This is a genomic window from Fusobacterium ulcerans (genome assembly GCF_003019675.1).
Classification (GTDB): Bacteria; Fusobacteriota; Fusobacteriia; order Fusobacteriales; family Fusobacteriaceae; genus Fusobacterium_A; species Fusobacterium_A ulcerans.
The window spans coordinates 379,268-400,728 of record NZ_CP028105.1; the positions used below are offsets into that span (position 1 = coordinate 379,268).

27 protein-coding genes and 1 pseudogene are annotated in these 21,461 nt (G+C 29.7%); 6 read left to right on the plus strand and 22 right to left on the minus strand.

The annotated features are described in order from the left end of the window. The first annotated feature begins 3 nt into the window (after positions 1–3). The 3 genes from C4N20_RS01750 (at position 4) to C4N20_RS01760 (ending at position 1,945) form a co-directional block, all read left to right on the plus strand. On the plus strand, positions 4–444 hold the full coding sequence (locus C4N20_RS01750) for a PTS sugar transporter subunit IIA (RefSeq protein WP_005981494.1): 441 nt from the start codon (positions 4–6) through the stop codon (positions 442–444). Positions 445–475: 31 nt separating this feature from the next. Then, positions 476–1,543 (plus strand): PTS fructose transporter subunit EIIC, encoded by a 1,068-nt coding sequence (locus C4N20_RS01755; protein ID WP_040490880.1) that lies wholly within the window; start codon positions 476–478, stop codon positions 1,541–1,543. A gap of 84 nt (positions 1,544–1,627) precedes the next feature. Beyond that, complete coding sequence (locus tag C4N20_RS01760; protein ID WP_040490879.1) at positions 1,628–1,945, plus strand: PTS fructose-like transporter subunit IIB; 318 nt, start codon at positions 1,628–1,630, stop codon at positions 1,943–1,945. 407 nt (positions 1,946–2,352) lie between these two features. Here C4N20_RS01760 and C4N20_RS01765 read toward each other — a convergent pair whose 3' ends face one another. Next, positions 2,353–2,874, minus strand: a complete 522-nt coding sequence (locus C4N20_RS01765) for a M23 family metallopeptidase (RefSeq protein WP_005981492.1) — start codon at positions 2,872–2,874, stop codon at positions 2,353–2,355. 122 nt (positions 2,875–2,996) lie between these two features. Here C4N20_RS01765 and C4N20_RS01770 point away from each other — a divergent pair, with 122 nt between their 5' ends. Next, positions 2,997–3,392: a cupin domain-containing protein gene (locus C4N20_RS01770; RefSeq protein WP_005981490.1), complete on the plus strand. Its 396-nt coding sequence runs from the start codon at positions 2,997–2,999 to the stop codon at positions 3,390–3,392. On the opposite strand, the gene C4N20_RS16645 is transcribed toward C4N20_RS01770, so the two are convergent. Together C4N20_RS16645 and C4N20_RS16650 are read right to left on the minus strand one after the other, a co-directional pair. Then, entirely contained in the window at positions 3,373–3,822 is a 450-nt protein-coding gene (locus C4N20_RS16645; protein ID WP_231940474.1) for a helix-turn-helix domain-containing protein, read from the minus strand. The genes C4N20_RS01770 and C4N20_RS16645 overlap by 20 nt on opposite strands. A gap of 39 nt (positions 3,823–3,861) precedes the next feature. Further along, a complete protein-coding gene (locus tag C4N20_RS16650; protein ID WP_040490878.1) occupies positions 3,862–4,146 on the minus strand; it encodes an AraC family ligand binding domain-containing protein in 285 nt (94 codons plus the stop codon). Positions 4,147–4,361: 215 nt separating this feature from the next. On the opposite strand from C4N20_RS16650, the gene C4N20_RS01780 reads away from it, so the two are divergent. Together C4N20_RS01780 and C4N20_RS01785 are read left to right on the plus strand one after the other, a co-directional pair. Then, complete coding sequence (locus tag C4N20_RS01780; RefSeq protein WP_005981488.1) at positions 4,362–5,117, plus strand: peptidoglycan-binding domain-containing protein; 756 nt, start codon at positions 4,362–4,364, stop codon at positions 5,115–5,117. Between the two features lie 182 nt (positions 5,118–5,299). Continuing rightward, complete coding sequence (locus C4N20_RS01785; protein ID WP_005981486.1) at positions 5,300–5,524, plus strand: hypothetical protein; 225 nt, start codon at positions 5,300–5,302, stop codon at positions 5,522–5,524. 115 nt (positions 5,525–5,639) lie between these two features. Here C4N20_RS01785 and C4N20_RS01790 read toward each other — a convergent pair whose 3' ends face one another. From C4N20_RS01790 to C4N20_RS01880, 19 genes and pseudogenes are all read right to left on the minus strand, one after another. Continuing rightward, the gene (locus C4N20_RS01790; protein WP_005981485.1) at positions 5,640–6,221 is read right to left on the minus strand and encodes a hypothetical protein; all 582 of its coding nucleotides are present in this window, start codon (positions 6,219–6,221) and stop codon (positions 5,640–5,642) included. A gap of 45 nt (positions 6,222–6,266) precedes the next feature. After that, complete coding sequence (locus C4N20_RS01795) at positions 6,267–6,881, minus strand: AfsR/SARP family transcriptional regulator (protein ID WP_231940475.1); 615 nt, start codon at positions 6,879–6,881, stop codon at positions 6,267–6,269. A gap of 5 nt (positions 6,882–6,886) precedes the next feature. Further along, positions 6,887–8,434, minus strand: a complete 1,548-nt coding sequence (locus C4N20_RS01800) for an amidohydrolase (RefSeq protein ID WP_005981481.1) — start codon at positions 8,432–8,434, stop codon at positions 6,887–6,889. A 147-nt stretch (positions 8,435–8,581) separates the two neighbouring features. Further along, positions 8,582–9,769 carry a M20 family metallopeptidase gene (locus C4N20_RS01805; RefSeq protein ID WP_005981479.1) on the minus strand — a complete coding sequence of 396 codons (1,188 nt, stop codon included), beginning with the start codon at positions 9,767–9,769 and terminating at the stop codon, positions 8,582–8,584. 16 nt (positions 9,770–9,785) lie between these two features. Continuing rightward, complete coding sequence (gene nhaC, locus C4N20_RS01810; RefSeq protein ID WP_005981477.1) at positions 9,786–11,174, minus strand: Na+/H+ antiporter NhaC; 1,389 nt, start codon at positions 11,172–11,174, stop codon at positions 9,786–9,788. A 254-nt stretch (positions 11,175–11,428) separates the two neighbouring features. After that, positions 11,429–11,695 carry an HU family DNA-binding protein gene (locus C4N20_RS01815; protein ID WP_005981474.1) on the minus strand — a complete coding sequence of 89 codons (267 nt, stop codon included), beginning with the start codon at positions 11,693–11,695 and terminating at the stop codon, positions 11,429–11,431. After that, positions 11,688–11,978: pseudogene (locus C4N20_RS01820) on the minus strand (HU family DNA-binding protein). Before C4N20_RS01820 ends, C4N20_RS01815 begins: the two are co-directional and overlap by 8 nt. A 19-nt stretch (positions 11,979–11,997) precedes the next feature. Further along, on the minus strand, positions 11,998–15,258 hold the full coding sequence (locus C4N20_RS01825; protein WP_005981470.1) for a hypothetical protein: 3,261 nt from the start codon (positions 15,256–15,258) through the stop codon (positions 11,998–12,000). A gap of 356 nt (positions 15,259–15,614) precedes the next feature. Next, a complete protein-coding gene (locus tag C4N20_RS01830) occupies positions 15,615–15,920 on the minus strand; it encodes a hypothetical protein (protein ID WP_005981468.1) in 306 nt (101 codons plus the stop codon). 11 nt (positions 15,921–15,931) lie between these two features. After that, positions 15,932–16,186: a hypothetical protein gene (locus tag C4N20_RS01835; RefSeq protein WP_005981466.1), complete on the minus strand. Its 255-nt coding sequence runs from the start codon at positions 16,184–16,186 to the stop codon at positions 15,932–15,934. Positions 16,187–16,304: 118 nt separating this feature from the next. After that, the gene (locus C4N20_RS01840) at positions 16,305–16,793 is read right to left on the minus strand and encodes a phage holin family protein (protein WP_005981464.1); all 489 of its coding nucleotides are present in this window, start codon (positions 16,791–16,793) and stop codon (positions 16,305–16,307) included. 3 nt (positions 16,794–16,796) lie between these two features. After that, the gene (locus C4N20_RS01845; RefSeq protein ID WP_005981462.1) at positions 16,797–17,048 is read right to left on the minus strand and encodes a hypothetical protein; all 252 of its coding nucleotides are present in this window, start codon (positions 17,046–17,048) and stop codon (positions 16,797–16,799) included. Between the two features lie 2 nt (positions 17,049–17,050). Then, positions 17,051–17,434 (minus strand): M15 family metallopeptidase, encoded by a 384-nt coding sequence (locus tag C4N20_RS01850; protein WP_005981460.1) that lies wholly within the window; start codon positions 17,432–17,434, stop codon positions 17,051–17,053. A 15-nt stretch (positions 17,435–17,449) separates the two neighbouring features. Further along, positions 17,450–18,052 (minus strand): DUF4376 domain-containing protein, encoded by a 603-nt coding sequence (locus C4N20_RS01855; protein WP_005981457.1) that lies wholly within the window; start codon positions 18,050–18,052, stop codon positions 17,450–17,452. 12 nt (positions 18,053–18,064) lie between these two features. Continuing rightward, the gene (locus tag C4N20_RS01860; protein ID WP_005981455.1) at positions 18,065–18,760 is read right to left on the minus strand and encodes a hypothetical protein; all 696 of its coding nucleotides are present in this window, start codon (positions 18,758–18,760) and stop codon (positions 18,065–18,067) included. Next, positions 18,761–19,291: a hypothetical protein gene (locus tag C4N20_RS01865; protein WP_005981453.1), complete on the minus strand. Its 531-nt coding sequence runs from the start codon at positions 19,289–19,291 to the stop codon at positions 18,761–18,763. 4 nt (positions 19,292–19,295) lie between these two features. Further along, entirely contained in the window at positions 19,296–20,450 is a 1,155-nt protein-coding gene (locus C4N20_RS01870) for a baseplate J/gp47 family protein (protein WP_005981451.1), read from the minus strand. Continuing rightward, entirely contained in the window at positions 20,447–20,797 is a 351-nt protein-coding gene (locus C4N20_RS01875) for a contractile injection system sheath initiator (protein WP_005981449.1), read from the minus strand. Before C4N20_RS01875 ends, C4N20_RS01870 begins: the two co-directional genes overlap by 4 nt. Positions 20,798–20,806: 9 nt before the next feature. Further along, a complete protein-coding gene (locus C4N20_RS01880) occupies positions 20,807–21,460 on the minus strand; it encodes a Gp138 family membrane-puncturing spike protein (RefSeq protein WP_005981447.1) in 654 nt (217 codons plus the stop codon). Position 21,461: the final 1 nt, after the last annotated feature.

Consider the following 21,461-nt stretch of genomic DNA (forward strand, 5'->3'; position numbering starts at 1 on the left):
AAAATGGCATTAATAAATGCAAATCGTATCTTATTAAACAAAACTATGAAAAACAAAAATGAAGCAATTAAAGAGATGGCAAAATTATTCGTTGAAGATGGGGTAGTGGATAATTATGATGAATATCTTAAATCTTTAATGGACAGAGAAGCTATTGCTGAAACTGCTGTAGGTTATGAAGTAGGGCTTCCTCACGGAAAAAGTACTGCTGTAAAATATCCTGCTGTAGCTTTTGCAAGACTTAGCAATGACATCATGTGGAGCGAAGAGGAACAGGAAACTGCTAAATTTATCTTTATGCTGGCTATTCCTAGTGCTGCTGCTGGAAATGAGCATATCAACATACTTGTAAATCTTTCTAAAAAAATATTAGATGATGACTTTAGAGAATTTTTAGCAACATCTAATAATGTAGAAGAAATAATGAACGCAATAAATAACTAATATAAATAAAAATATGGGGAGGAAACAAACAATGAAAAAAACTTTACTTGAACTTAGAAAGCATCTTCTTTTTGGAACTAGCCACATGCTTCCATTTATCGTAGCAGGAGGGGTGCTTTTATCTCTAGCTGTAATGATGGGTGGAAAAGGAGCTGTTCCTGATTCTGGATTATTAAAAAATATATCTGATATGGGTATCGCTGGTCTTACTATATTCCCTGCTGTTCTTGGAGGATATATTGCATATTCTATAGCTGACAGACCTGGACTTGCTCCTGGTATGATTGGTTCTTGGATTGCTGTTCAACAATACAGTACTGGTTTCTTAGGAGCTATCATAGTTGGATTCTTAGCTGGATTTATTGTTAATCAACTGAAAAAAATCAAACTTCCAGCAAGTATGAAATCTGTTTCAACAATATTTATCTGTCCACTGTTTGGAACTTTAATTACTTGTGGAGTAGTTATGTGGGTAATAGGAACTCCTATTGCATTGATGATGGCTGGATTAAATGGTTGGTTAACTGGAATGCAGGATGCCAGCAAAGCTGTTCTTGGAGCTATTCTTGGAGGAATGACTGCATTTGATATGGGAGGACCTATCAATAAAGTTGCCACTCTATTTGCTCAAACTCAAGTTGGAGAGCATCCATGGCTTATGGGAGGAGTTGGTATAGCTATCTGTACTCCACCTATTGGAATGGGACTTGCTACATTCTTAGCACCTAAAAAATATACACAAGATGAAAAAGAAGCTGGTAAAGCTGCTGTACTTATGGGAATGATCGGAATTTCTGAAGGAGCTATTCCATTTGCAGTATCTGATCCATTAAGAGTACTTCCTTCTATCGTTGTTGGTGGTATGGTAGGAAATATCATTGGATTCATTATGAATGTTATCAATCACGCTCCTTGGGGAGGTTGGATTGTACTTCCAGTAGTTGAAGGAAAAATAGGATATATCATTGGTACTATCGCAGGAGCTGCTGTCACAGCTGTTATGGTAAATACTATGAAAAAACCAATATCTGAATTAAAAGAAGCTATCCAAGCTGAAAAAGAAGAAGAGGAACTTGAATTAGAATTAGATTTCGACTAAAATATAATCAGGGTTATATGGGGTAAATTTAGAATAACAGTAAACAAATAATTTGTAAATAATTTTTGATAAGGGGGAATTATAATGAAAATAGTTGCAGTTACAGCTTGTCCTTCAGGAGTAGCTCATACATATATGGCTGCTGAAGCTCTTAAAAAAGCTGGAGAGAAATTAGGTGTAGAAATAAAAGTAGAAACTCAAGGTGGTATTGGTATAGAAAATGTTATCACTGAGGCTGATTTAACAAATACAGATTATGTAGTTTTAACTAAGGAAGTTGCTATTAAAAATGAAGAAAGATTCAAAGGGAAAAAAATAGTAAGAGTTAAAATAGCAGATGCTGTAAAAAAAGCTGAAGATATAGTGAAAAAACTTATTGAGCATCATAACTCTAATAATTAATTTGCTTTCACTCAAACTCAAATATAAAAAAGCTGCCTTTAATAGGGCAGTTTTTTTATTATTCTAAACTCCTTAAAAGGCTTTACAAAACTTTAAAGCCATGATAAAATAAGTTATTAGCACAAACCCATTGGGTTACAGTTGATAAGGATAAAATGCGATGAGATAAGCTCTCACTTTGTGGGAGCTTTTTTCATACCTATAAGTTAGTCGCATTTCTTGTAGGTAGTTGACCCTTATTTACTGGAGGTGCTGAATGAATTTTCTAAAAGAACTAGCCTTGCAGGTTGTTGCCAGTGTACTAGCTAGTATTATCTGCAAATGGTTAGATAGAAAATAACCTCACGCCTTGCCCAATGGGGCTTTTTTTTATTATATTCAAAAAGTCCATTAATTATTTATTTCTTTTAATTTTCTGCTTTATTTAAATATTCTATTGGATTCAGATACAGCATCTTTCTCCATCCCTGTCTTGAATCATCTTTCAGCCATGGATACGGGATCAACGTCACTATTGAATAATGAAGATGATGAGGCTTTCCTGCTGCATTTCCAGTATCTCCTACACTTCCTATCTTCTCTCCTCTTTTTACAAAAGAAAATCTTTTTGTATCTATAGTTTTTAAATGTGCGTAATAATGCAGTCTCCATTTAGGTCCAAGGACTAATACAACATTTCCCCCTGACTTTATATTTCCTTCATATATAACAAGCCCCATTGTAGAGCTCAGTACATTTGTTCCAGACTTAGCAAAAATATCCACTCCCTTATGAGTTATAGATTTTCCCCATGGATAAAACCAGAAACTTTTTTGATTGTAGTCTCTTTTTGTCCCATTCTCCACAGGCATAGAAAATTTTTGAGGAATAATCATTCCACATATCACTATCAGCAGTAAAAATTTAAGTATTTTTGATTTTAGTTTCATTATCTTTCCCCTTTTTATTTATTTTTTTCTAAATCAATATCTAGCAATTTTATACAATACCCCGATTTTTATCTATGATAATATTAAAACATCTAGATAAAACTAATTATAGGAGGTTTTAAATGAATTTTATAAACTTATTTGAAAATTTTAATACTAATGGAAAACTTTTACTGCCAGAAAAAACCATCTCTTTTAAAGATATTCCATGGTCTAAACATCCAACATTTGAAGGAGTAGAGTTAAAGCATTTACTCACATCAAAAGAAACAAATGGAGAATTCAGCTATCATTTAGTAAAAATAGCTCCAAATAAGAAAATTGGCAGTCATATCCATGAAACTCAATTAGAAACTCATGAAGTAATAGCTGGAAGCGGTATCTGTATAAATTCAGAAAAAGAATTTATATATGAATCAGGAAGCATATCTATTTTTCCAATGAAAGTACCCCATGAAATAATTGCAGGTAAAGATGGATTATATCTTTTTGCAAAATTTATTCCAGCTCTTCTTTAAAAAGATTAATCCTCTTAATTGAAGATTGATATTCTAAAGGTGTCATCTTTACTATTTTTTTAAAATTTCTTATAAAGTGGCTTTGATCATAAAACCCTGTGGTCAGAGCCACTTCTGTTGTTATAGAAAGTTTTTCTAAAAGCTTTTGAGCTTTTCTTATACGATTTTGTATCTGAAATTGATGTGGTGTAAGTCCTGTTCTTTCTTTAAATCTTCTTATAAAATTATACTTGCTTGAGAAAGCACTATCTGCCATTTCATCTATACTAAAAATATTTTCTGGATAGATTTCAATATATTCTCTTACCTTTTCCAAATGAACATCCTTTTCTCCATCAATATTTATATATTTTTCTAAAACTTTTAAACTATTTAAAAGCAAATCAATTTCTTCACTATCTATTTTTTCACTCTCCAATATATTTTTCAATATAAGATCCAATAATTTTTGAATTCCTGTAATCCCTTTCTATCTTAATAAATTTTTATTTATACATATACTCAAAAGAGAATATGATTTATCAGCTTCTATTCCATGAGAAATATATGGTGGTATTACAAAAAATTGTCTTAACTTATAATTATAGGACTTCTCTGCTATTTTAAGTTTTATCTCTCCATTTAATACCATTCCAATAATAAAAACTGATACATGATTATGCAAAGGGTAGGAATGCATAGAATTTTCACTTATAACTAATTCTATTCCTGTATTTAAATAATGAAAAAATTTTACCTTTCCTTTATTTCCCATTCTTCCACTCCGCTTCTTTTAAATATTCTTATATCTATTATACTAAATATCACCTGATTTTATTATTAATATTTCTAAATTATATTACAATAATTTGAGTGAAACTTTCTTTGATCTCTTTAAATTTTACGTTTTTATTAAAATATAATTTTAAATAAATTACATTTTTTTATGATATAATTAATATAATTAATTAAGTACTAGGAGAATCTTAAATGGAAAATATGTATGATGAAAAAGAAAATATAATAAAAAAATTAACTGTTGAAAAAGAAGCTCTTGTTCAAAGGCATAAAAAAGAAATAGATGAGAAGAATAAAATTATTTCACTTCATGAAAATAATATCAGAACTTTAAAACTTGATGTTAATGAAAAAAATAATTCTATAGGAAGACTTAAAGATGAAATTGAAGAAAAAAACAGAGAACTCAGCAAAAGAAGATTCCAGCTTATAATCTGTTTTGTTCTCATTGCTTTTTTTATTCTTCTTTCTGTATTTTTTAAATTATCAGAATCTAAGAGAGAAGTAATTGAAGAAATAAATCCAACAGAAAATATTGTGGCTGCTCTTCCAGCTAAGAATGAGAATAAAGAAGATAAAAAAGAGATTCAGGAAGATAAAGAAATAATAGAAATTGAAATCTCTGCTCCTGAAGAAATTGTTTCTATTGTTCCATCTGTTCCTAAAGAAGTTATCTCTATTATCCCGTCTCTTCCTACTCCTGAAAAGGAAGAGGTCAAACCAGCAGAAACAGTAAAAACTGAAGATATTAAAATAACTAAACCTGTTCCTCCTAAACCAAAGAAACTTGTATATTCAGAAGATGAAGTATATACAAAACTCATCTGGAAAGGATATAGAGGAGAAAATGCGATTTATGAATTTCAAAGAGATAATGGCATGCCTCAAACTGGAAGAATTGATGAAAAACTTTTAAATAAGCTTGGAATAAAACCAAGATTCAAATAATTCAAAAAAGGACTACTGTATATTAATTTCTCTTAAAGATCAACAAATTCTATTTATAGAACATTTTATTTAAATAATTTTTTCACGTTTAAAACAAATTTAACAACTAAAAAAGTACTTTTTATAATCTTTACGTTTATGATACAATAAATTATATTAATTTTGTTTTATATGGAGGAAATATGGACTTTAGATTGATATTTCATTTTGTAATGACTTTAGTTTTTATTATATTAACATGTTTGGGATTATTTTTATTTATAATATTCTTAACTAAATGGAAAAAAGATAAAAATAATGAAAAAACAAAAAGAAAGATGCAGATTTCTCTAGTATTTTTTATCCTCATGATAATAGCCAATGTTACTTCGGCAATATGGGGAATGTATTATATAGCTTCTAAATAAAAAGACTACTATTTCCAGTAGTCTTTTTATTTATCACTTATTTTTTTCATTATTTTTAGTTTTATTAGTTTGACAGTTATAATTTTTATTCTAAATTAAACTATATTTTTGATAATTATTTGATCTTTGGAGAATCCTTATATACAGTTATATACTTTTCTATATATGACAATTCTTCACAGCTTAATGTATTGGCAAGATATATGTTCCCTTCAATTTTATTAGAAAATACAAGGTATTTAAAAAAATCAAAAGAAATTTTATCTATAAAATGAAAATTTTTTATTATGAGCAGCAACTCATTTTTCTCAGAAAAAATATTCAATAATTTAATAAAAGAATTAAATAATCTTATTTTATAGGTTTCTATATCAGGGTAATAGCTATTTCCATTAAATTCCACTTCTGAATTAATGTGAGATATATCTTTCAAAATATTCATATCTTTTATCTCTATATTTTTTATAAGGACAACAGATAATTCATATAGAAAACTATATTCAAGCCTGCTTGGAAAACATTCTACAATGAGGATATTTTCTCTTTCTTCTTCCCTTAAAAATATATTTATTTTGTGAGTTTTTATATTCTTGGGAACAGAAGATTCTTTAATTATCTCTTCCCATTCTAACAAAAACTCTGTAGGAGATATATTTAATTCCTCTCTAAATATATTTATACATTTGTTATAGTACATCAAAGCATTTTTTTTATTATTAAGAGCAAGATACCCTTTAATTATCTAAATGTAATTCTCTTCATTATAGGGATTCAAATTTATCAATTCTTTTAGTATTTTTATTGAATCATTATACATATCATTTAATTGATAATGCTCTAACAAAATTTTTATCATGGTAGTATAAATTTTTTGAAATTCCTCTCTTTTATTGTATACCCAGTCATTAAACTCAAAACACTCTTTTATATATACACCTTCAAGAAAAAGTTCTCTATATTTTTCTTTTTCTGAAATTATATCTTCTATTTTATATTCACCAGAGTTTAGTTTTTTCTCAATCTTCAGTAAATTATCAGTGTCTAGTTCAATATCTATTTTAGGATTTATATAGAGTTCTTTTCCAACAGAATCAATTAATTTCTCCAATGACTGATCTTTTATAATTTTATTGATAGACCACAAGTTATATCGTAAATTATATTTAGCAGAGCTGTCCTGACTATTTCCCCATAAAAAATCTACTATTTTATTTCTTTTATGCTTTGTTTCTCTATAAAAAGATAAGTATGACAAAAGAGCCAGTGATTTTCCACTTAAAAGAGAGGTTATATTTGTATCATTAAAAAATATCTGAACATTCCCTAATAGTTTTAATTTCAGTTTATTCAATATCATACACCTCAAAAATTCTCATATATTATATTTCCATCTTTTATAGTCATCTCTACTTTTGCATCTTTTATATTTTTTTTATCCATTTGAAAAATATTTTTGTCTATTATTACCATATCAGCTCTCTTACCGTTTTTAATACTTCCTTTTTCATTTTCTTCAAAAGAAGCATATGCAGCATTGACAGTAAACATATTTACAGCTTCTAATACAGAGACACTGCTTTTCTCTTTTGGATGATTAACAGCACTATATATTCCAAGTATAGGATTTATTGCACATACATCACTATCTGATCCACCTATTATGAGAATTCCTTCATCTATTATCTTTTTAAATCTGTTTGAATTATCAGAATAACTCTTTATAAGCCTCTTTTCATAAAGTCCATCTTTCTGCCCAAATATAGTTTCAAAGATAGGCTGCATAGATAGTATTATATTCAGTTTTTTTGCTTTTTTTATCTGTGCATCAGTAGCTAGTTCAAAATGCTCTATCCTGTTTCTAAAAGATCTTCTGTTTTTTTTCTTCTGTGCAAATTCAATAGCATTTAGTGCCTGTTCTATAGCTCTGTCTCCTATAGCATGAAAAGCTATCTGTATATCATTTTTTACTGCTTCTTCAGCAAAAGCATTTAATTCGTGCTGATTATAGTATAATTTTCCAAAATTATTTTTTTCTCTTTTATATGGTTTGGAAATAGCAGCAGTTTTAGATGCAAAGGAACCATCTATAAAAATATCTCCTCCCAATCTTTTTAAGTCATTAGTATAGGCTTTTGTTATATCTATAGTTTGAAAAAAAAGGAGAATATCCTGTTCAAATTTATCTTTATTTTTCAAAATAAATTCAGCATCTCTATTATTAAAACTATATCCTCCCTCCATGGCATGAATAGTAGTTACTCCATTACAGCTGGCAGTATAGAGAGCTTTTTCTACAGCTTTTTCTCTCATTTTATCATCTATCTTCTGAGATATTCTATTCTTTACAAAAGCTCCTGCTTTTCCACTTAATATCCCTAATGGAAGATTTCTCTCATCTCTTGGCATTCCCTCTATATCATAAGGAAGGTTAAGCTGTAGCAGAGCCATTGAATTTATAACACTAGTGTGATATTCAATACTGTTTATCCATACAGGGTTATTTGGAGCAATATTATCAAGTTCCTTCCTAGTAGGATATCTATTTTCTTTTATATTACTGATATTAAATCTTACTCCTTGTACCAGTTCCCCCTCTTTAAGAGTGTCTGCCTTATTTTTTATCAGTTCCAATACCTCATCTATAGTGGAAGCCTCACTTAAATCCACTCCAAAAAGTATATTTATCCCTGTCTGTACCAAATGAACATGGCAGTCATAAAACCCTGGAAGAACAATTCTTCCTTTTAAATCAATAGATTTTTTAGAGAGTTTTAATAGAGATTTATACTCATTATTACAGCCAGTTTTATATATTTTTCCATCTTTTACAACTACCCAGTTGTATACTTCATTCTCCATAGAGTAAATAGTCCCATTGTACAAAAGCAGAGAGATATCCTTTTTCTCCATATACTAACCACCTTTTCTTTTTTCCCTATTATACCATGCACAGTAATATTTTATAAAAAAACTCTCATAAAAACTATTAGTCATATTCTGTATTCTATTTTCAATTAAAGCAAAAATCTAAATCTTTAACAGCAGTAATTATTATTTTTATACAGCTAAATATTTAACAAGAAAATCATAGATAACTTCTATTGTTTCATAAAAACTTTCTATATCCACTGCTTCATCACTTCCATGAAAATTATCTCCTGAAGCTCCATATATTATAACTGGTATATTCAATTTTGAAGCTATTGAGTTGAAGTCCCCAATACTTGAAAAATATTTTATTTCAGCTTCCTTAGAAGTTACTTTCTTTATAGAATCTTTCAACAGATCTATTTCTAATAAGTTTTCATCTACTACATATGGCATAAATCCATCTGCATTTTCTAATGGAGCTTCACGGAATACTATCTCATATTCTCCTTTTAATTCACATTTTTTTGCTGCTTCATCTATCTCTTTTATTATAGTAGCCTTGCTCTCCCCACGTACTATATGTCTGAATACTTTTATTTCAGCATTATCAGGAACCGAGCAGGCAGCTCCTCCCCCTTTTACTTCAATCACACAATGACTTGAATATCCTAGTTTTTCATCATATACAGGAACTGTTTTGCTAAGTTCAACTAAAAGTTTTCCAGCTTCATCTACAGCATTTATTCCATTTTCCGGAGTGGCTGCATGACTTGATTTTCCATATATTTTGATACTGTATCCATATCCTCCCCTTGCTCCCAGACAGATAACGGGTGTTTTCATATGAAGAAAACCACTGCTTGGCTCTGTTACCAATGCTATATCACTTTCAGCCATTAATCCATCATTCAGAAGAAAGTTTGTTCCCAGTCCATATGGCCCTTCTTCATCTGAAACAAAAGAATATATTATTTTTCCTTTAAAATTCTTTACATTTCTTTTAAATTCTCTAAGTGCCATCATAGCAGCTACACACCCTGATTTCATATCAAGAGCACCTAATCCATAGAGTTTTCCATCTTTTTCTTCAGGAACATACGGATTCTTACTCCATCCAGTACATTCTTCCACTGTATCAAGATGTCCATTTATAAGGAGAACTGGCCCCTCTTCCGTTCCTTTTATCTCTCCTATTGTATTTATTCCATTAAAATTTGTTACCTTATCATCTATATAATGATGATATGAAATATTCATATCATTATTTCTAAACCAGTCATAACAATATTCCATTATCTCTTTTTCATGAAAATAATTACTTTTTATACTTATTAACTTTTTTAATAAATCAAGACTTTCTTTTCTGTTCACCATTCTATATACCACCTTATTATTTTTCTGTTTTAAAAATAAATTTATTTGTCCAGCCATACGCTATTGTGATGAGTGGAGCCAGAAAAGCAAGGAATGTATAAGGAGCATATTCAAATGTACTTACACCTAGAGCTCCAGTAAAAAATAAGCCGCACAATCCCCATGGAACTAAAGGCGATGTTACAGTAGCACTATCTTCACATACTCTTGAACATACTGATGGTTGAATCCCTTTTTCTTTATAGCTTGGAGCAAGCATTCTTCCAGAAAATATAATTGCCATATGCTGACTTGCTGAAAAGAAATTAATAGCTATTGCCATAAGAGTATGAGTAGTAATAAGTCCTCCCACACTTTTTGTAACTCCTTTCAATCTTCCAAGAAGTACATCTAATATATATGTTTTTTCAAATAATCCCCCTAAACTCAAAGCTATCAAACCAAGTGATGTAGTCCACATCATGCTCTGCATTCCACCTCTTGAAAGAAGTCTGTCTACTTCTGCAATTCCAGTTTTAGAGACAAATCCGAAATCCATAGCATTCATTATCTCTCCTATTCCATAACCACCGAATGTGATAGCAAAAAAGCCTCCCAGTAAACCAGCTATTGCCATTACAGCCAATCCATTTACTTTTTTTACTGCCAGTATGATTACAATTACCATTGGCAGAAATGCTATTGGACTTATAAAGTAGTTTTCTTTCAATCCTGTTGTTATTAAATCTATTTGTGATGAATCTATATCTCCACTGAATTTCATTCCTAGGAAGAAATATATAATAAGAGAGATAATTATAGCCGGCCCTGTGCTATACATCATACTTTTTATATGATCAAATAAATCAGCTTCTGCCACTGCTGCTGCTAAATTTGTAGAGTCAGACATTGGCGACATCTTATCTCCAAATATTGCTCCAGAAATAACTGCTCCTGCTGTCATAGCTGGTGGAATATTTAATCCCATACCAATTCCCATAAATGCTACCCCTACTGTTGCTCCTGTAGTCCATGAACTTCCAGTGGAAAGTGAAGCAATACAGCAAATAAGGCAAACTGTAAATAAAAATATTTTTGGGTTTAAAATTTTTAATCCATAATAAATAATTGATGGAATTGTTCCTGCTGGTATCCATGATGCTACTACCACTCCTACCAGTATCAAAATAAGTGCTGGTATCATAGCTAAATTAGCTCCATGCATTATTCCACCCTGAATATCCTCCCAAGTAAATCCTGAAATGAATGCAACCACTACTGTCACCACTGTTACCCCAAGAAGTGTGATATGTGCTATATCATTGTTTTTGATTATAAATATCTGTGCTGCCATTGCAAAGATTAAAAACAAAAATACAAACATAGCTGCCAAAAAACTTGGTCTTTTTTCAATTTTTTTATCCATTTTTCAAACCTCCACGTTTCATGATAGCACAATAATATAATATGATAGTATTATCTAAAAAAAAGAACTTGAGATTATTAATAAATATAACAGGCACAATAATATAATATGATAGTATTATCTAGTGTTTTATTTATTGTTTTATTATAAAATTTATTAAGAAATTTTCAAAATTCTTTTTTAAAAATAAACCATAAAAAAATCTTTGTTTAGATAATTAAAAAGACAGAAATTTCTCTCTGCCTTTCAACTAACTATTTTATTTTTTTAGATGCTCTGAATTTTATTATTTTCTTAGGATAAATTGTCATCTGCTCTTTTGTTACTGGATTAGCTACTACTCTTGGCTTTCTTGTGAGTATTTCAAATATTCCTCTTCTTGGAAATTTTACCTCTCTATCTAAGGCTATTGCTTCTTTCAATGTCTCAAGAAATTCTTCTATCTCATCTTCTGCTTTGATTATTGATAGTCTATCTGGGCTCATTTCACTGTATAGCTTTGCCATTTCTCTTCTATTCATCTGTATCACCGTTAGCTATTTCTATGAGGCTTTTTCCTGCTCTAAATTTTACTACCTCTTTAGGCTTGGTATAACCTGCTTCTTCTCACATTGGCACCAGTACTTTTCTGGCTTTCCTCTCTCTTTTTTCAAATACTCCCCAGTTTTTAAATATTACTTTTTTATCTTCATCTAAAGCTTTCAGCAGTACATTCCAGAATAAGTCTATCTTTTCTCTGACTTCTTTATGGCTTTTAGAATTATTTCTCTTCTTGTAAAATCTTATAAACTCCTCTTCTGTCATATTTTCCCCCTAAAAATAATCAAAACTTATATTCTATTTTAAATGTTGTCATTGTTTCTCCTAAAGTATCTGCGGAAAAACTTAATGTTCCTGATAAATTATCTTTAGATTCATATCTGGCTGAAATTACTCCTAATCCTATTCCAGCATCATATTCCTTCACTGGTTTATCATATTTTGCATAACCTCCAGTTCCTATTGAAAATTCATCTCTCCAATCTTTTATAGACATTAGCTCTTTTTTATATCCTAAATATGTACTTATACCAAAATTATTTTTCCCTTTATTTTCTCCAAGTTCATAACTTTTGTTCATAAGTACCCCTAGATTGATCTCATTAGATATTCCTACTTTTTCTTTTATTTCTATATTTCTCTCACAAGTCAAATCTGCTCCATGTTCTTTTATTTTTTCATGCCCAAATACTGTTGTTTTTAATCCTGCTGTAAACTCAGAATAAGTCAGCCCTTTTATATCTAATTCTCTTGCATATTCATTCTTCATATTTAAATTATATGATTTAAAATTATCTCTTTTTCCATTTCTATCCATAGCATTAAATGTAAATGCACCATTTATATAATTTCTATATTCTGATATTCCATCATTTAATGGTTTGATATAGTTATGTCCTGCAAATATACTTGTTTTTCTTAGATTGCTGTTTCTATTTTTATAGTCTAATTTCGAATAATTCATCCCAATCATATAGTTTTTATTATTTTGAAGTATAAGAGTAGTTCCTTCCAAGTCATATTTATATGTTCCAGGAACATGTACATCAAGATCTTTGTCTGAATTCAAATAAAATACTCCTACCTTGATTTCATTTTGTGGATTAATTATTACTGCATCAAAACTATTTTCTTTACTGAATTGGCTGCTCAAATAAGTCTTATCTGTATTCATAACTTTTTCCTGATTATCTAACAATACTTTTCCAGACTCAACTATTTGTCCATTTAAATTTGCATATTCCAGTCCTAATAAATTTTCAAGAGTTTCTCCATCAGATACCTTTCTTGATATCATTGTTGAAAATTCTTTATTATTTTTTACAAATTCTGAATCTTCTCCATAAACTGCACTATCTATTTTCAATTCTTTTACCATTCTTCCTATGTTCCTATTTTTTTCTAAATCTTCTATATTTTTAGTTTTATTCATTACAAGATCAACTATATTTTCAGAGTTTTCTCCTGTTCTTTTTATTATGGATATCTCGTATACTCCTGAAGAAACAAGATTTTCCAGTCCTGATATTTTTCCTTCTTTTCCATTTCCTCCTGCTGTAATAAAGTTCTCTTTAAAGTATTTATCACCTTTTCCCACTTCTGCCATTATCTGCATTTCACCTTTAAGGTCAAAATCTCCTGCTGATTTATATCCTGATTCAGTAGAAGAATTAATTCCTCCTCCAACAGTTAAAGTATCAAAGGAATCTTTCAATTCAAGCCATCCATAATTATATACTTTTCCACCATTAGTAACTCTCATATATGCTGTATCAATTCCATTTTCAATCTTTCCTGTTACTCCAGTTACTATAATGCTCCCATAATTAAATGCTTCTGAATCTTTCCCATCTGCCCACATTCCAGTTCCCATATTTTCAGGTATAAGACCTTTATTATCCACTTCTATTATTCCGTAATTAAATCCTTTTGCTCCACCTGCTATTCTCATTCCTGCTGTATCTGAAGATGTTCCTTTGACTCTTATCTGCCCATAATTACTTGCTGTTCCTTTATATCCCCTTATAAATTGTCCAGCTGTCAATCCCTTTCCTTCTGACTTTATTACTCCATAATTATACATATCAGATTTAAAATATTCCTTAGCTGACCAAGTCTTTAGAAATTGTCCGATACTCTCTCCTGTTCCAGTTACTTCAATATCCCCATAGTTATACATTTCATTTTTATCAATTACTACATTAACTTCATAAAACTCATCACCTTCCCATTCTTCTATCCTTGTAAATTGCCCATAGGAATTTACTCCATCAGAATCTGCCAACACACTTAAAGTTCCAAAATTAAAAATATTTGACATAGAATTAGTACCACTTAAATACCCATATTGTCCATATGAATAGCTTTCATTTATTTTACTTCCTTTTATCTTTGATTTTATTTTTATTGTTCCATAATTATATACTTCATGTTTTACTGAAGTACTGTCTTCAAGTCCTCCAGCATATTGTCCATAATTATATCTATATACATTTTGTCCAGAATTTTTTTCAGGTTCATCAAGCAATTCCATTTCTCCATAATTATATAGTTTTCCAATAGAAGCAGCAGCATTTTCAAAAATCAATTCCTGCCCAACAAGTCTATTACTATAACCATAATCATATTTAAATCCAGTTAATTCCCCATAAGAGTGCAATATCATTTTTCCATAATTATATAGCTCATTCTGGCTATTTTCATTATCTCCTACATTTCCTGTTTCCTGTCCAGTTACAATTCCTCCAGAACGATTACTTATTTTTATTATTCCATAATTATATGCCTTATATTTACCATTAGGATCCCTAACTCCAAGTTTTTGCCCTATCCCACCTCTTTCCCGTGTATCTGAATTACTTTTTACATTTAATTCTATTATCCCATAATTTATGAGCTCACTATTTGATGCTCCTGAATTTTGTCCAGTAAAATTACCTTCATAACCACTTCCTGTTTTTATTGTTCCATAATTTATAAGCTTACTCTGGTCTATATTTTTATCCCATGCAGCTAAAACTATCTGCCCTGCTCTATCAGACCCTCTCACTTGTGTAGTGCTTTGAGTTCCTTCAATTGTTCCTTTATTTATTAAAGTAGCTTCTTCGATAGGAGTTCCTTTACTGGTTGTTTCCAATGATTGCCCATTAATACTGTTACTATATCCATTTATTTTTGTTTTTATTTCTGTTGTTTCAGATTCTGAAAAACTTCCATAACTATTAAGATGTTCCTCTCCTAAAACTCCTAATTTTTCTTTAATTTCTGCTTCTGAATCTGTACTATTTTTTAAGTTATATGTAGTACTGCATAAATTGTATGTATTGTTATAATTTTCAATCTCAGTTATATTTTTTAAACTTGTATTCTCAGTAAGCATTTCTAATCCTTTATCAAAAACTTCTTTATTTCCATGATAAAGATATTCGCTTATTTTATCTGCATTTTCTCCAGAATTTATTGCGGCTATAATATTTTCAGAATCTACATATCCCAATCCATTGCTTGAGCTAAATAAAGTATTTGAAGCATTATTATTTAACATCCAGTTCTTTTCATCTTTATTTTTTATTCCATCACCATCAAAGTCCCCTTCTGGATTATAAACATCTGCTATTCCATCCCTATTTTCATCTTGTAGTTCTATTACTTCCCATTTTTTTGTTTTTTTATTCCACTCTCTTTTTAATATTGCAGTATATCCTCCACTGCTGTCAGGATCATGATGTAACGGGTGTAAGGCGAAACGTAAAATGATAATTTTTTTAAGATGAAATGATAAAAATATTTAAATGTAAAACGATAAAATAAAAAAAGCCTCCATAAAAAATATTATGAAGTCTTTTATATATTAGCCTTCCTCTTTCAAAATCATTTAAAATCAATTTTGTGAGGTCATTTTTATATCAAATTTGGGTTTTCAACTTTAAAATACCTTGTGGTATGTCCAAGAGGAGATTGATATTCCCATGTTTCATAAACATAGTTTTCAAGCCCTAGTTTTTTCATTATTTCAAGTATTTCATCATCAGATAAATTAAATGATTCCTTTTTACTTGATAGGGAAATAAGTGTTTCTTCATTTTTCTCTATTGTTGCTACAAGTGGATATTCCTTATATCTTCCATAAAATAAAACTTCTTTAGACAATGCAGCTAAAAATTCTGGTGCTTCTACCTTTTTAAAATTAGTTTTTATTTTTCTCATAATCCCTCCTCTTAGTTCATTAGCATATAAAATTCTATTGCTTTTTTCTTCATATCTTCCATATCTTTGAATTGTGTTTTTTCCTTAAAAATAATTTTTAGTAATTTATTCATATCTGTTCTTTTGGTAGTCCTCTTATTTATCTCCTCTTCCATGTCTTCATAACTATTAAATTTTGTATACTGCTTCATGAATTTTTCATTAAGAATATCTTCAGTTGATATTTCTCCTTCTCTTATTTTCTTTTCAAAAACATCTTTTTCCATAAAATATCACCTCTTATCTATTTTTATATATAAATATTGTATATGGAAATAGATATTTTTTCAAGTTGTTTTTAAAAATAATTTTAGGAATAATAAAAAAGCTAGGTTACTAGCTCTTTTACTCTTTTTTTATTTCCTTTTCTTTACATTGTTCTAATATATTTTTTAATTGTCTAGGAACTTTTAATCCTGCATTAACTGCATTCTCTAATATACTTAAGCCTTCGTTCGCTGTATAAAAACATATTACAACATATCGGCAGTTATATTTTAAGCCTTTAATTTCTAGTAACTGGTCTATTTGATCTGCAAGTGCTACTATAAGCAACATAAAAATCTTTTTCAAAAAACCTTTGAAACCAATCTTACTATTTAAATTACCTTTCATTATAGACTTAAAAATCCCTGAAACATAATCTATTGCCATTACTGCAAGCAAGCAATATATAAGCTTATCTTTTCCACCAGTTATAAAAAATATTGCTGAAAATAGCATTCCTAATACCACTACACTCTTATCAAATAAAACTTTTAAAACCTCTACAAATATTTTTAAAAACTCCATAACTATGGTTATTAACTCTTTAAAATCCACCTTTAAATTCATTTTTTAAATTCCTCCCTGTAATATATAATTCCAACCTTTTTCGAACATAGAATAAAACCATGGCGAAACATATAACTTTGGAAATAGTCCACCTAAAATACATATAATAAGCAAAATTAGGGTTATATAAGCTATATAAATTTTAAACTCTGTAAGTTTTTTTTCTTCTATTTCTTGTTTTTTTTCTCCACTTTTAGCGGTTTTTTTAAATATATCTATAACTCCTGTTAGTAATCCTAAGATAAAGGTTTTCATTTTTATTCCTCCCTTTTTAACTCTATATGTGGTCTATCCCAGCCCCAATCATAACCAAGTTCTAGTTTGATTCCTAACATTTCTCCTGCTTTTCTAAAAGCCTCTATTATAGGAAGCCATCTTGAATCATCTTCTTTGTCCTTATTTGTCCATCCTGTATAGTAAATATCTACTGCTCTACCAAGCTGATGATTAGACTTCTTGTTTATTCCATCTAATTTAGTAGTCCCTTTTCTGTAATACTCTTGTTGCTTCTCAACAGTTCTTAATCCTTCATTTACAAAAAAATCTCCCTCACTTATAGCCAGAGCATATCCTACAACCAATTGTAGCTTATAATGTACTCCTTTAAGATTAGTTAATGTTCTTTTACTTACTTTATTCATTTCTCCCCCTTTTTACTACACTGCTTTGACTTCTGAATTTTCATTTACCTTTTCTCTAAACTTCTCTACAGTTAAATCTGAAATAATTTCTCCTTGTTTCAAATATGCTTCTACTCCATATACTGCTGTAATAAAATTCATTCCAGATATTCTCATTTGCTTCAATTGTTCTAAACTCATTTTTGCTATATCACTATCTGAGAAAGCCCATGAAAGCTCTTCTGTTCCCCCAGCATCTTCTAAAGCTGCTATCGCATTACTTAGAAGAGCCAAGTCCTTATCTCTGCATTTTTGATTATGTCTTTCAAATATAAAACCCCTTTCTAAAACTTTTGCTTTATAACTATCTATTTCTTTTTTAAAAAGCTCTCTTTTTTCCTCATCTGTCATTTTTTTTATAATTCCAGCCTCTTTTAATTCTTCTGTTGTCATTTCTCTCATTTTCCCATTGTCTTCTACAGGGTAGTTTAAAGGAGCTCCACCTATATAGAGGATATCTCTTTCTTTCCAATCTGGGAATACTTTGTCATACTCTCCTGCTTCCCAAAATTTTATATTTTGTTCATCAGGTCTGATATTATCTTGAATTAATTTACCATTTCTATATTGAAAATACATTTTTATTCCTCCTTATATGTTGTTAACCGAAATGTATACTTGCGTTATAAAATATGATGTAGTAGATTGTAGAGTATGCATAGTTGCTCCGTTATCTCTTGAAGATAATTTTCCATCTGGGCCTATTTTTATATAAGGATTTCCAGAAATACATGAGTATGTAATATATGTGTTTGCTGAAGGTCTAAAATTTTCAGGTACAACATATGTATCAAGTACAGCATTTATAGATCCGCCACGTGTATTGCAGAACACAATAATAACTTTTCCAACTTTTCTAAATGTAAGTTCATGCTGTACAGGATTCCCTATTTCAATTAAAAAAGTTTCTTCATATACATCTTTTGCTAAATTCTTATTATCTGCTGTAATAAAATTACTTGTAGGAGTTATATCTTCTGTAGTTTTTACACAAAGATAAGGTACCTTGGGAGTTACTGAGTTATCCCAATATATTTCTCCTTTTATTTTTGTTCCAAGCTCTTCTATGTTTTTCACTTGAGTAATGCCTGTATTTCCTTTTAGTAAAGTGAATACATTTTCTACATTTTCTTCTATTTTTTCTGCGAAGATATCTATCTTATCCCACCATTCATTCCACCATTTCCTAAAATCTCCCTTGCAATAAGACTTCCAAACTGGTAGTTTTAAATGCCTAGATACTTTTTCAACCTCTTCTCTTCCCTGGGGATCACTAATAAATGGCATCTACACTTCATCTCCTCTCGCTAATTTTATTTCTGTAAGCTCTGTAAGTTCCTTTTCTGTTAAGTCTGCAAGTGTAAAATCTATAATATACACTTCAAAGTCTATTAAAAAGCCTACTCCTGCACTTTTTATTCTTTTTACTACTTTTTTTACTTCTTCTACATCTAATGTATCTGGTACTGTTAAAAGAATTTTTCCTGTAGCTTCTAATACTGTAAATTCTTCTGGATCTCTTTTAAAATAAAATGCAAGCATATTTTTAAGGTCTTCTATATTCCCTATAAAACTTACTAAAGTTAATTCAAACTTTATCTTTTTTATATATTCTAAATCTGTAAGCCCTTCTCTAAATACCTTATAATTTCCTCCAAAATGATCCAAAGCTCTCCCAGATAGTTTTGTATAGTCTTTAAAATCATTTAGTTCCTGCCACATCTGCTTCTTTCTTTTATGTTTTTCATATACTATTTCAAATAATTTTAAAGCATACTTTGTATCATGAAAAATATGTGGAATTCTATTATAATTCATAATTTTACTCCTTTATTTCCACATTTATTAGTATATTTTCTTCTAGTAATCTTGGAATATTTTTATTCAGAAGCTTATAATCTATTGCTTTTAAATCCTCCATACTATCCCCTAATAATACTTCTAAATTTATTATTCCTTCACTATTTTGATATGTTTCTCCAATTAGTTTCCATATATACACAGTCCCTGCTACATCTACATTATCAACATAAGAAATAAGAGCCTTTTTTATATTATCTATATTTTCTTCTTTCCAGTATTCCTTACTTGCTGTAAGCTCTATTCTTATATATAAATCTTTTACTGTTGCCCTAGAAAAACCATATGTTATATTCTCTATTTCTTTTCTTATATCTCCCCAAGTTCTTATTCCTGCTAGTTTATAGTCTTTTATAATTTTAAACATATTTTCATCTGTTTCTCCAGTTACTATTATTTCGTAAGAATGTGGTGGTCTCCCTGCTTCATCATACTCATCTGTTTCATTTTCTAAAACCTGGCATCTATCTACAGAACTGTTATTTATTACATAGTTTCTTATTCCTTCACAAGAAAAAGAATTTATACTATCAACCCTTTTTAAAAATCTTTCTCTTAATTCACTATCACTCTCACTATCCTTTCCACCTACTGCTGCTCCTTGATTGGTTATTTTATTTATTCCAATTAAAACCTGTGTCATAATTGTTATTGTATTTTCTTCTGTATTTCCTATTTTTCCAGCTTCTAAAGCTATAACTTCTAATTCTTTTTTCTTTGTATTATCTATTATTTCTGTTGTAGTATTTAAAGTTACATATTTTTTACCATCCTCTGTCTCCACTCCCCAGCCTGCTGGTATTTCTGTTCCCTCTTCTGCCTCTATTGTTATCTTTGCTGTTGCTTTTGTTGCTGCTCTCCATTTCATATTCAAATAACTTGTTATAATACCTAAATCCTGCCCTGTAGCTGTATATACACTTCTATTATTATATTGTGCCAATCCTTGCAAATCTGTGTCATACTCTTCTGCTGCATCAAATTTTAATAAAGATATTATTAAATTACTATCTGTTACCCTTATATCTGGTTTTACAGTTTTAAATTCTGCTAGTTTTCTTTTGTATATCTCTGTAAGTGTAGGGACAATAAAGCCGTTTTCTGTTATATATATCATTCTATTATCAACTCCCTATCCTGCCCTTTCAGTACTATTTCTATCTTCAAATTGTTATTATCCGTGAATTCTATTTTCTTTATTCTGTCTATTTTATATTTTTTTATAACTTTTGATATTTCATTTATAATTCTTCTATTTTCTACCTTTCCTTGCAATATTCCTGTATTTCTGTCATTTAACCAGGGAACTCCAAAATTTGTATTTAGATGCCATTGTTCTTTATTTTGGCATAGTTCAACTCTTATAGCTTGCATTATGTCTTCTTCTTCACTAACAAGCCCACATTGCCCTATATCATCAAATACTATTTCATTATCTTTATCTAGTTCTATACTTGCTCCCATAGTTCCCCCCTAACCTGCTTTTGTTGTTCTTCCTTGTCCTACTGGATGTTCTGGCTGCTGATATCCATGATCATGTTCTTTTAAGCTGATATCTCCAGCTTTTACATCTCCATTAGTTGTTATATTTCCTGTCTGCGTGAAATCCCCTACTTGCTTTATATTCCCTTTTATCTCCAGATCACTTTCTATTATCATTTTATTAGCACCTGTTTTGATAAAAATTTCTCCATTTCCTTTTATTAAAATTAATGTTCCTTTTCCCTCTAGCACTATATCTTCAAGAAATTTTTCATTATATTCTATACTTTTAGGAGTAATACTCCCCTTTATATATGCTCCATTCAAACTGAACCTATCCCAGCTTGGTGGTTCTTTTTCTTTACCATCCAAGACATTATAATAATCTAGTTCTGTAAAACCTACCCATACCAAGTCCCCTTTTACATAAGGGTATCTTATTTTCCAACCACCAAAGCTTTTAAAATCAAGCATTACATCTATTAGAGGTGGTACACTTATTATTTCTTTACAGAGTATTCTTTTTGGTAAAATTTGGACTGTACAGTACCCTTTTACTAAATCCAATTTCTCTATTCTTCCTGGTAGTGTTGTATGTATTTCTTCTTTTAGTTCATTTATTACATAATCAAGAATTTCTTTCATA

What these genes read in the sequence shown, in the direction of transcription:
- C4N20_RS01750 (WP_005981494.1), top strand. Translation starts at nt 4, where the DNA reads ATGGCATTAATAAATGCAAATCGTATCTTATTAAACAAAACTATGAAA.
- C4N20_RS01755 (WP_040490880.1), top strand. Translation starts at nt 476, where the DNA reads ATGAAAAAAACTTTACTTGAACTTAGAAAGCATCTTCTTTTTGGAACT.
- C4N20_RS01760 (WP_040490879.1), top strand. Translation starts at nt 1,628, where the DNA reads ATGAAAATAGTTGCAGTTACAGCTTGTCCTTCAGGAGTAGCTCATACA.
- C4N20_RS01765 (WP_005981492.1), bottom strand. Translation starts at nt 2,874, where the DNA reads ATGAAACTAAAATCAAAAATACTTAAATTTTTACTGCTGATAGTGATA.
- C4N20_RS01770 (WP_005981490.1), top strand. Translation starts at nt 2,997, where the DNA reads ATGAATTTTATAAACTTATTTGAAAATTTTAATACTAATGGAAAACTT.
- C4N20_RS16650 (WP_040490878.1), bottom strand. Translation starts at nt 4,146, where the DNA reads ATGGGAAATAAAGGAAAGGTAAAATTTTTTCATTATTTAAATACAGGA.
- C4N20_RS01780 (WP_005981488.1), top strand. Translation starts at nt 4,362, where the DNA reads ATGGAAAATATGTATGATGAAAAAGAAAATATAATAAAAAAATTAACT.
- C4N20_RS01785 (WP_005981486.1), top strand. Translation starts at nt 5,300, where the DNA reads ATGGACTTTAGATTGATATTTCATTTTGTAATGACTTTAGTTTTTATT.
- C4N20_RS01790 (WP_005981485.1), bottom strand. Translation starts at nt 6,221, where the DNA reads ATGTACTATAACAAATGTATAAATATATTTAGAGAGGAATTAAATATA.
- C4N20_RS01795 (WP_231940475.1), bottom strand. Translation starts at nt 6,881, where the DNA reads ATGATATTGAATAAACTGAAATTAAAACTATTAGGGAATGTTCAGATA.
- C4N20_RS01800 (WP_005981481.1), bottom strand. Translation starts at nt 8,434, where the DNA reads ATGGAGAAAAAGGATATCTCTCTGCTTTTGTACAATGGGACTATTTAC.
- C4N20_RS01805 (WP_005981479.1), bottom strand. Translation starts at nt 9,769, where the DNA reads ATGGTGAACAGAAAAGAAAGTCTTGATTTATTAAAAAAGTTAATAAGT.
- nhaC (WP_005981477.1), bottom strand. Translation starts at nt 11,174, where the DNA reads ATGGATAAAAAAATTGAAAAAAGACCAAGTTTTTTGGCAGCTATGTTT.
- C4N20_RS01815 (WP_005981474.1), bottom strand. Translation starts at nt 11,695, where the DNA reads ATGAATAGAAGAGAAATGGCAAAGCTATACAGTGAAATGAGCCCAGAT.
- C4N20_RS01825 (WP_005981470.1), bottom strand. Translation starts at nt 15,258, where the DNA reads ATGTTAAATAATAATGCTTCAAATACTTTATTTAGCTCAAGCAATGGA.
- C4N20_RS01830 (WP_005981468.1), bottom strand. Translation starts at nt 15,920, where the DNA reads ATGAGAAAAATAAAAACTAATTTTAAAAAGGTAGAAGCACCAGAATTT.
- C4N20_RS01835 (WP_005981466.1), bottom strand. Translation starts at nt 16,186, where the DNA reads ATGGAAAAAGATGTTTTTGAAAAGAAAATAAGAGAAGGAGAAATATCA.
- C4N20_RS01840 (WP_005981464.1), bottom strand. Translation starts at nt 16,793, where the DNA reads ATGAATTTAAAGGTGGATTTTAAAGAGTTAATAACCATAGTTATGGAG.
- C4N20_RS01845 (WP_005981462.1), bottom strand. Translation starts at nt 17,048, where the DNA reads ATGAAAACCTTTATCTTAGGATTACTAACAGGAGTTATAGATATATTT.
- C4N20_RS01850 (WP_005981460.1), bottom strand. Translation starts at nt 17,434, where the DNA reads ATGAATAAAGTAAGTAAAAGAACATTAACTAATCTTAAAGGAGTACAT.
- C4N20_RS01855 (WP_005981457.1), bottom strand. Translation starts at nt 18,052, where the DNA reads ATGTATTTTCAATATAGAAATGGTAAATTAATTCAAGATAATATCAGA.
- C4N20_RS01860 (WP_005981455.1), bottom strand. Translation starts at nt 18,760, where the DNA reads ATGCCATTTATTAGTGATCCCCAGGGAAGAGAAGAGGTTGAAAAAGTA.
- C4N20_RS01865 (WP_005981453.1), bottom strand. Translation starts at nt 19,291, where the DNA reads ATGAATTATAATAGAATTCCACATATTTTTCATGATACAAAGTATGCT.
- C4N20_RS01870 (WP_005981451.1), bottom strand. Translation starts at nt 20,450, where the DNA reads ATGATATATATAACAGAAAACGGCTTTATTGTCCCTACACTTACAGAG.
- C4N20_RS01875 (WP_005981449.1), bottom strand. Translation starts at nt 20,797, where the DNA reads ATGGGAGCAAGTATAGAACTAGATAAAGATAATGAAATAGTATTTGAT.
- C4N20_RS01880 (WP_005981447.1), bottom strand. Translation starts at nt 21,460, where the DNA reads ATGAAAGAAATTCTTGATTATGTAATAAATGAACTAAAAGAAGAAATA.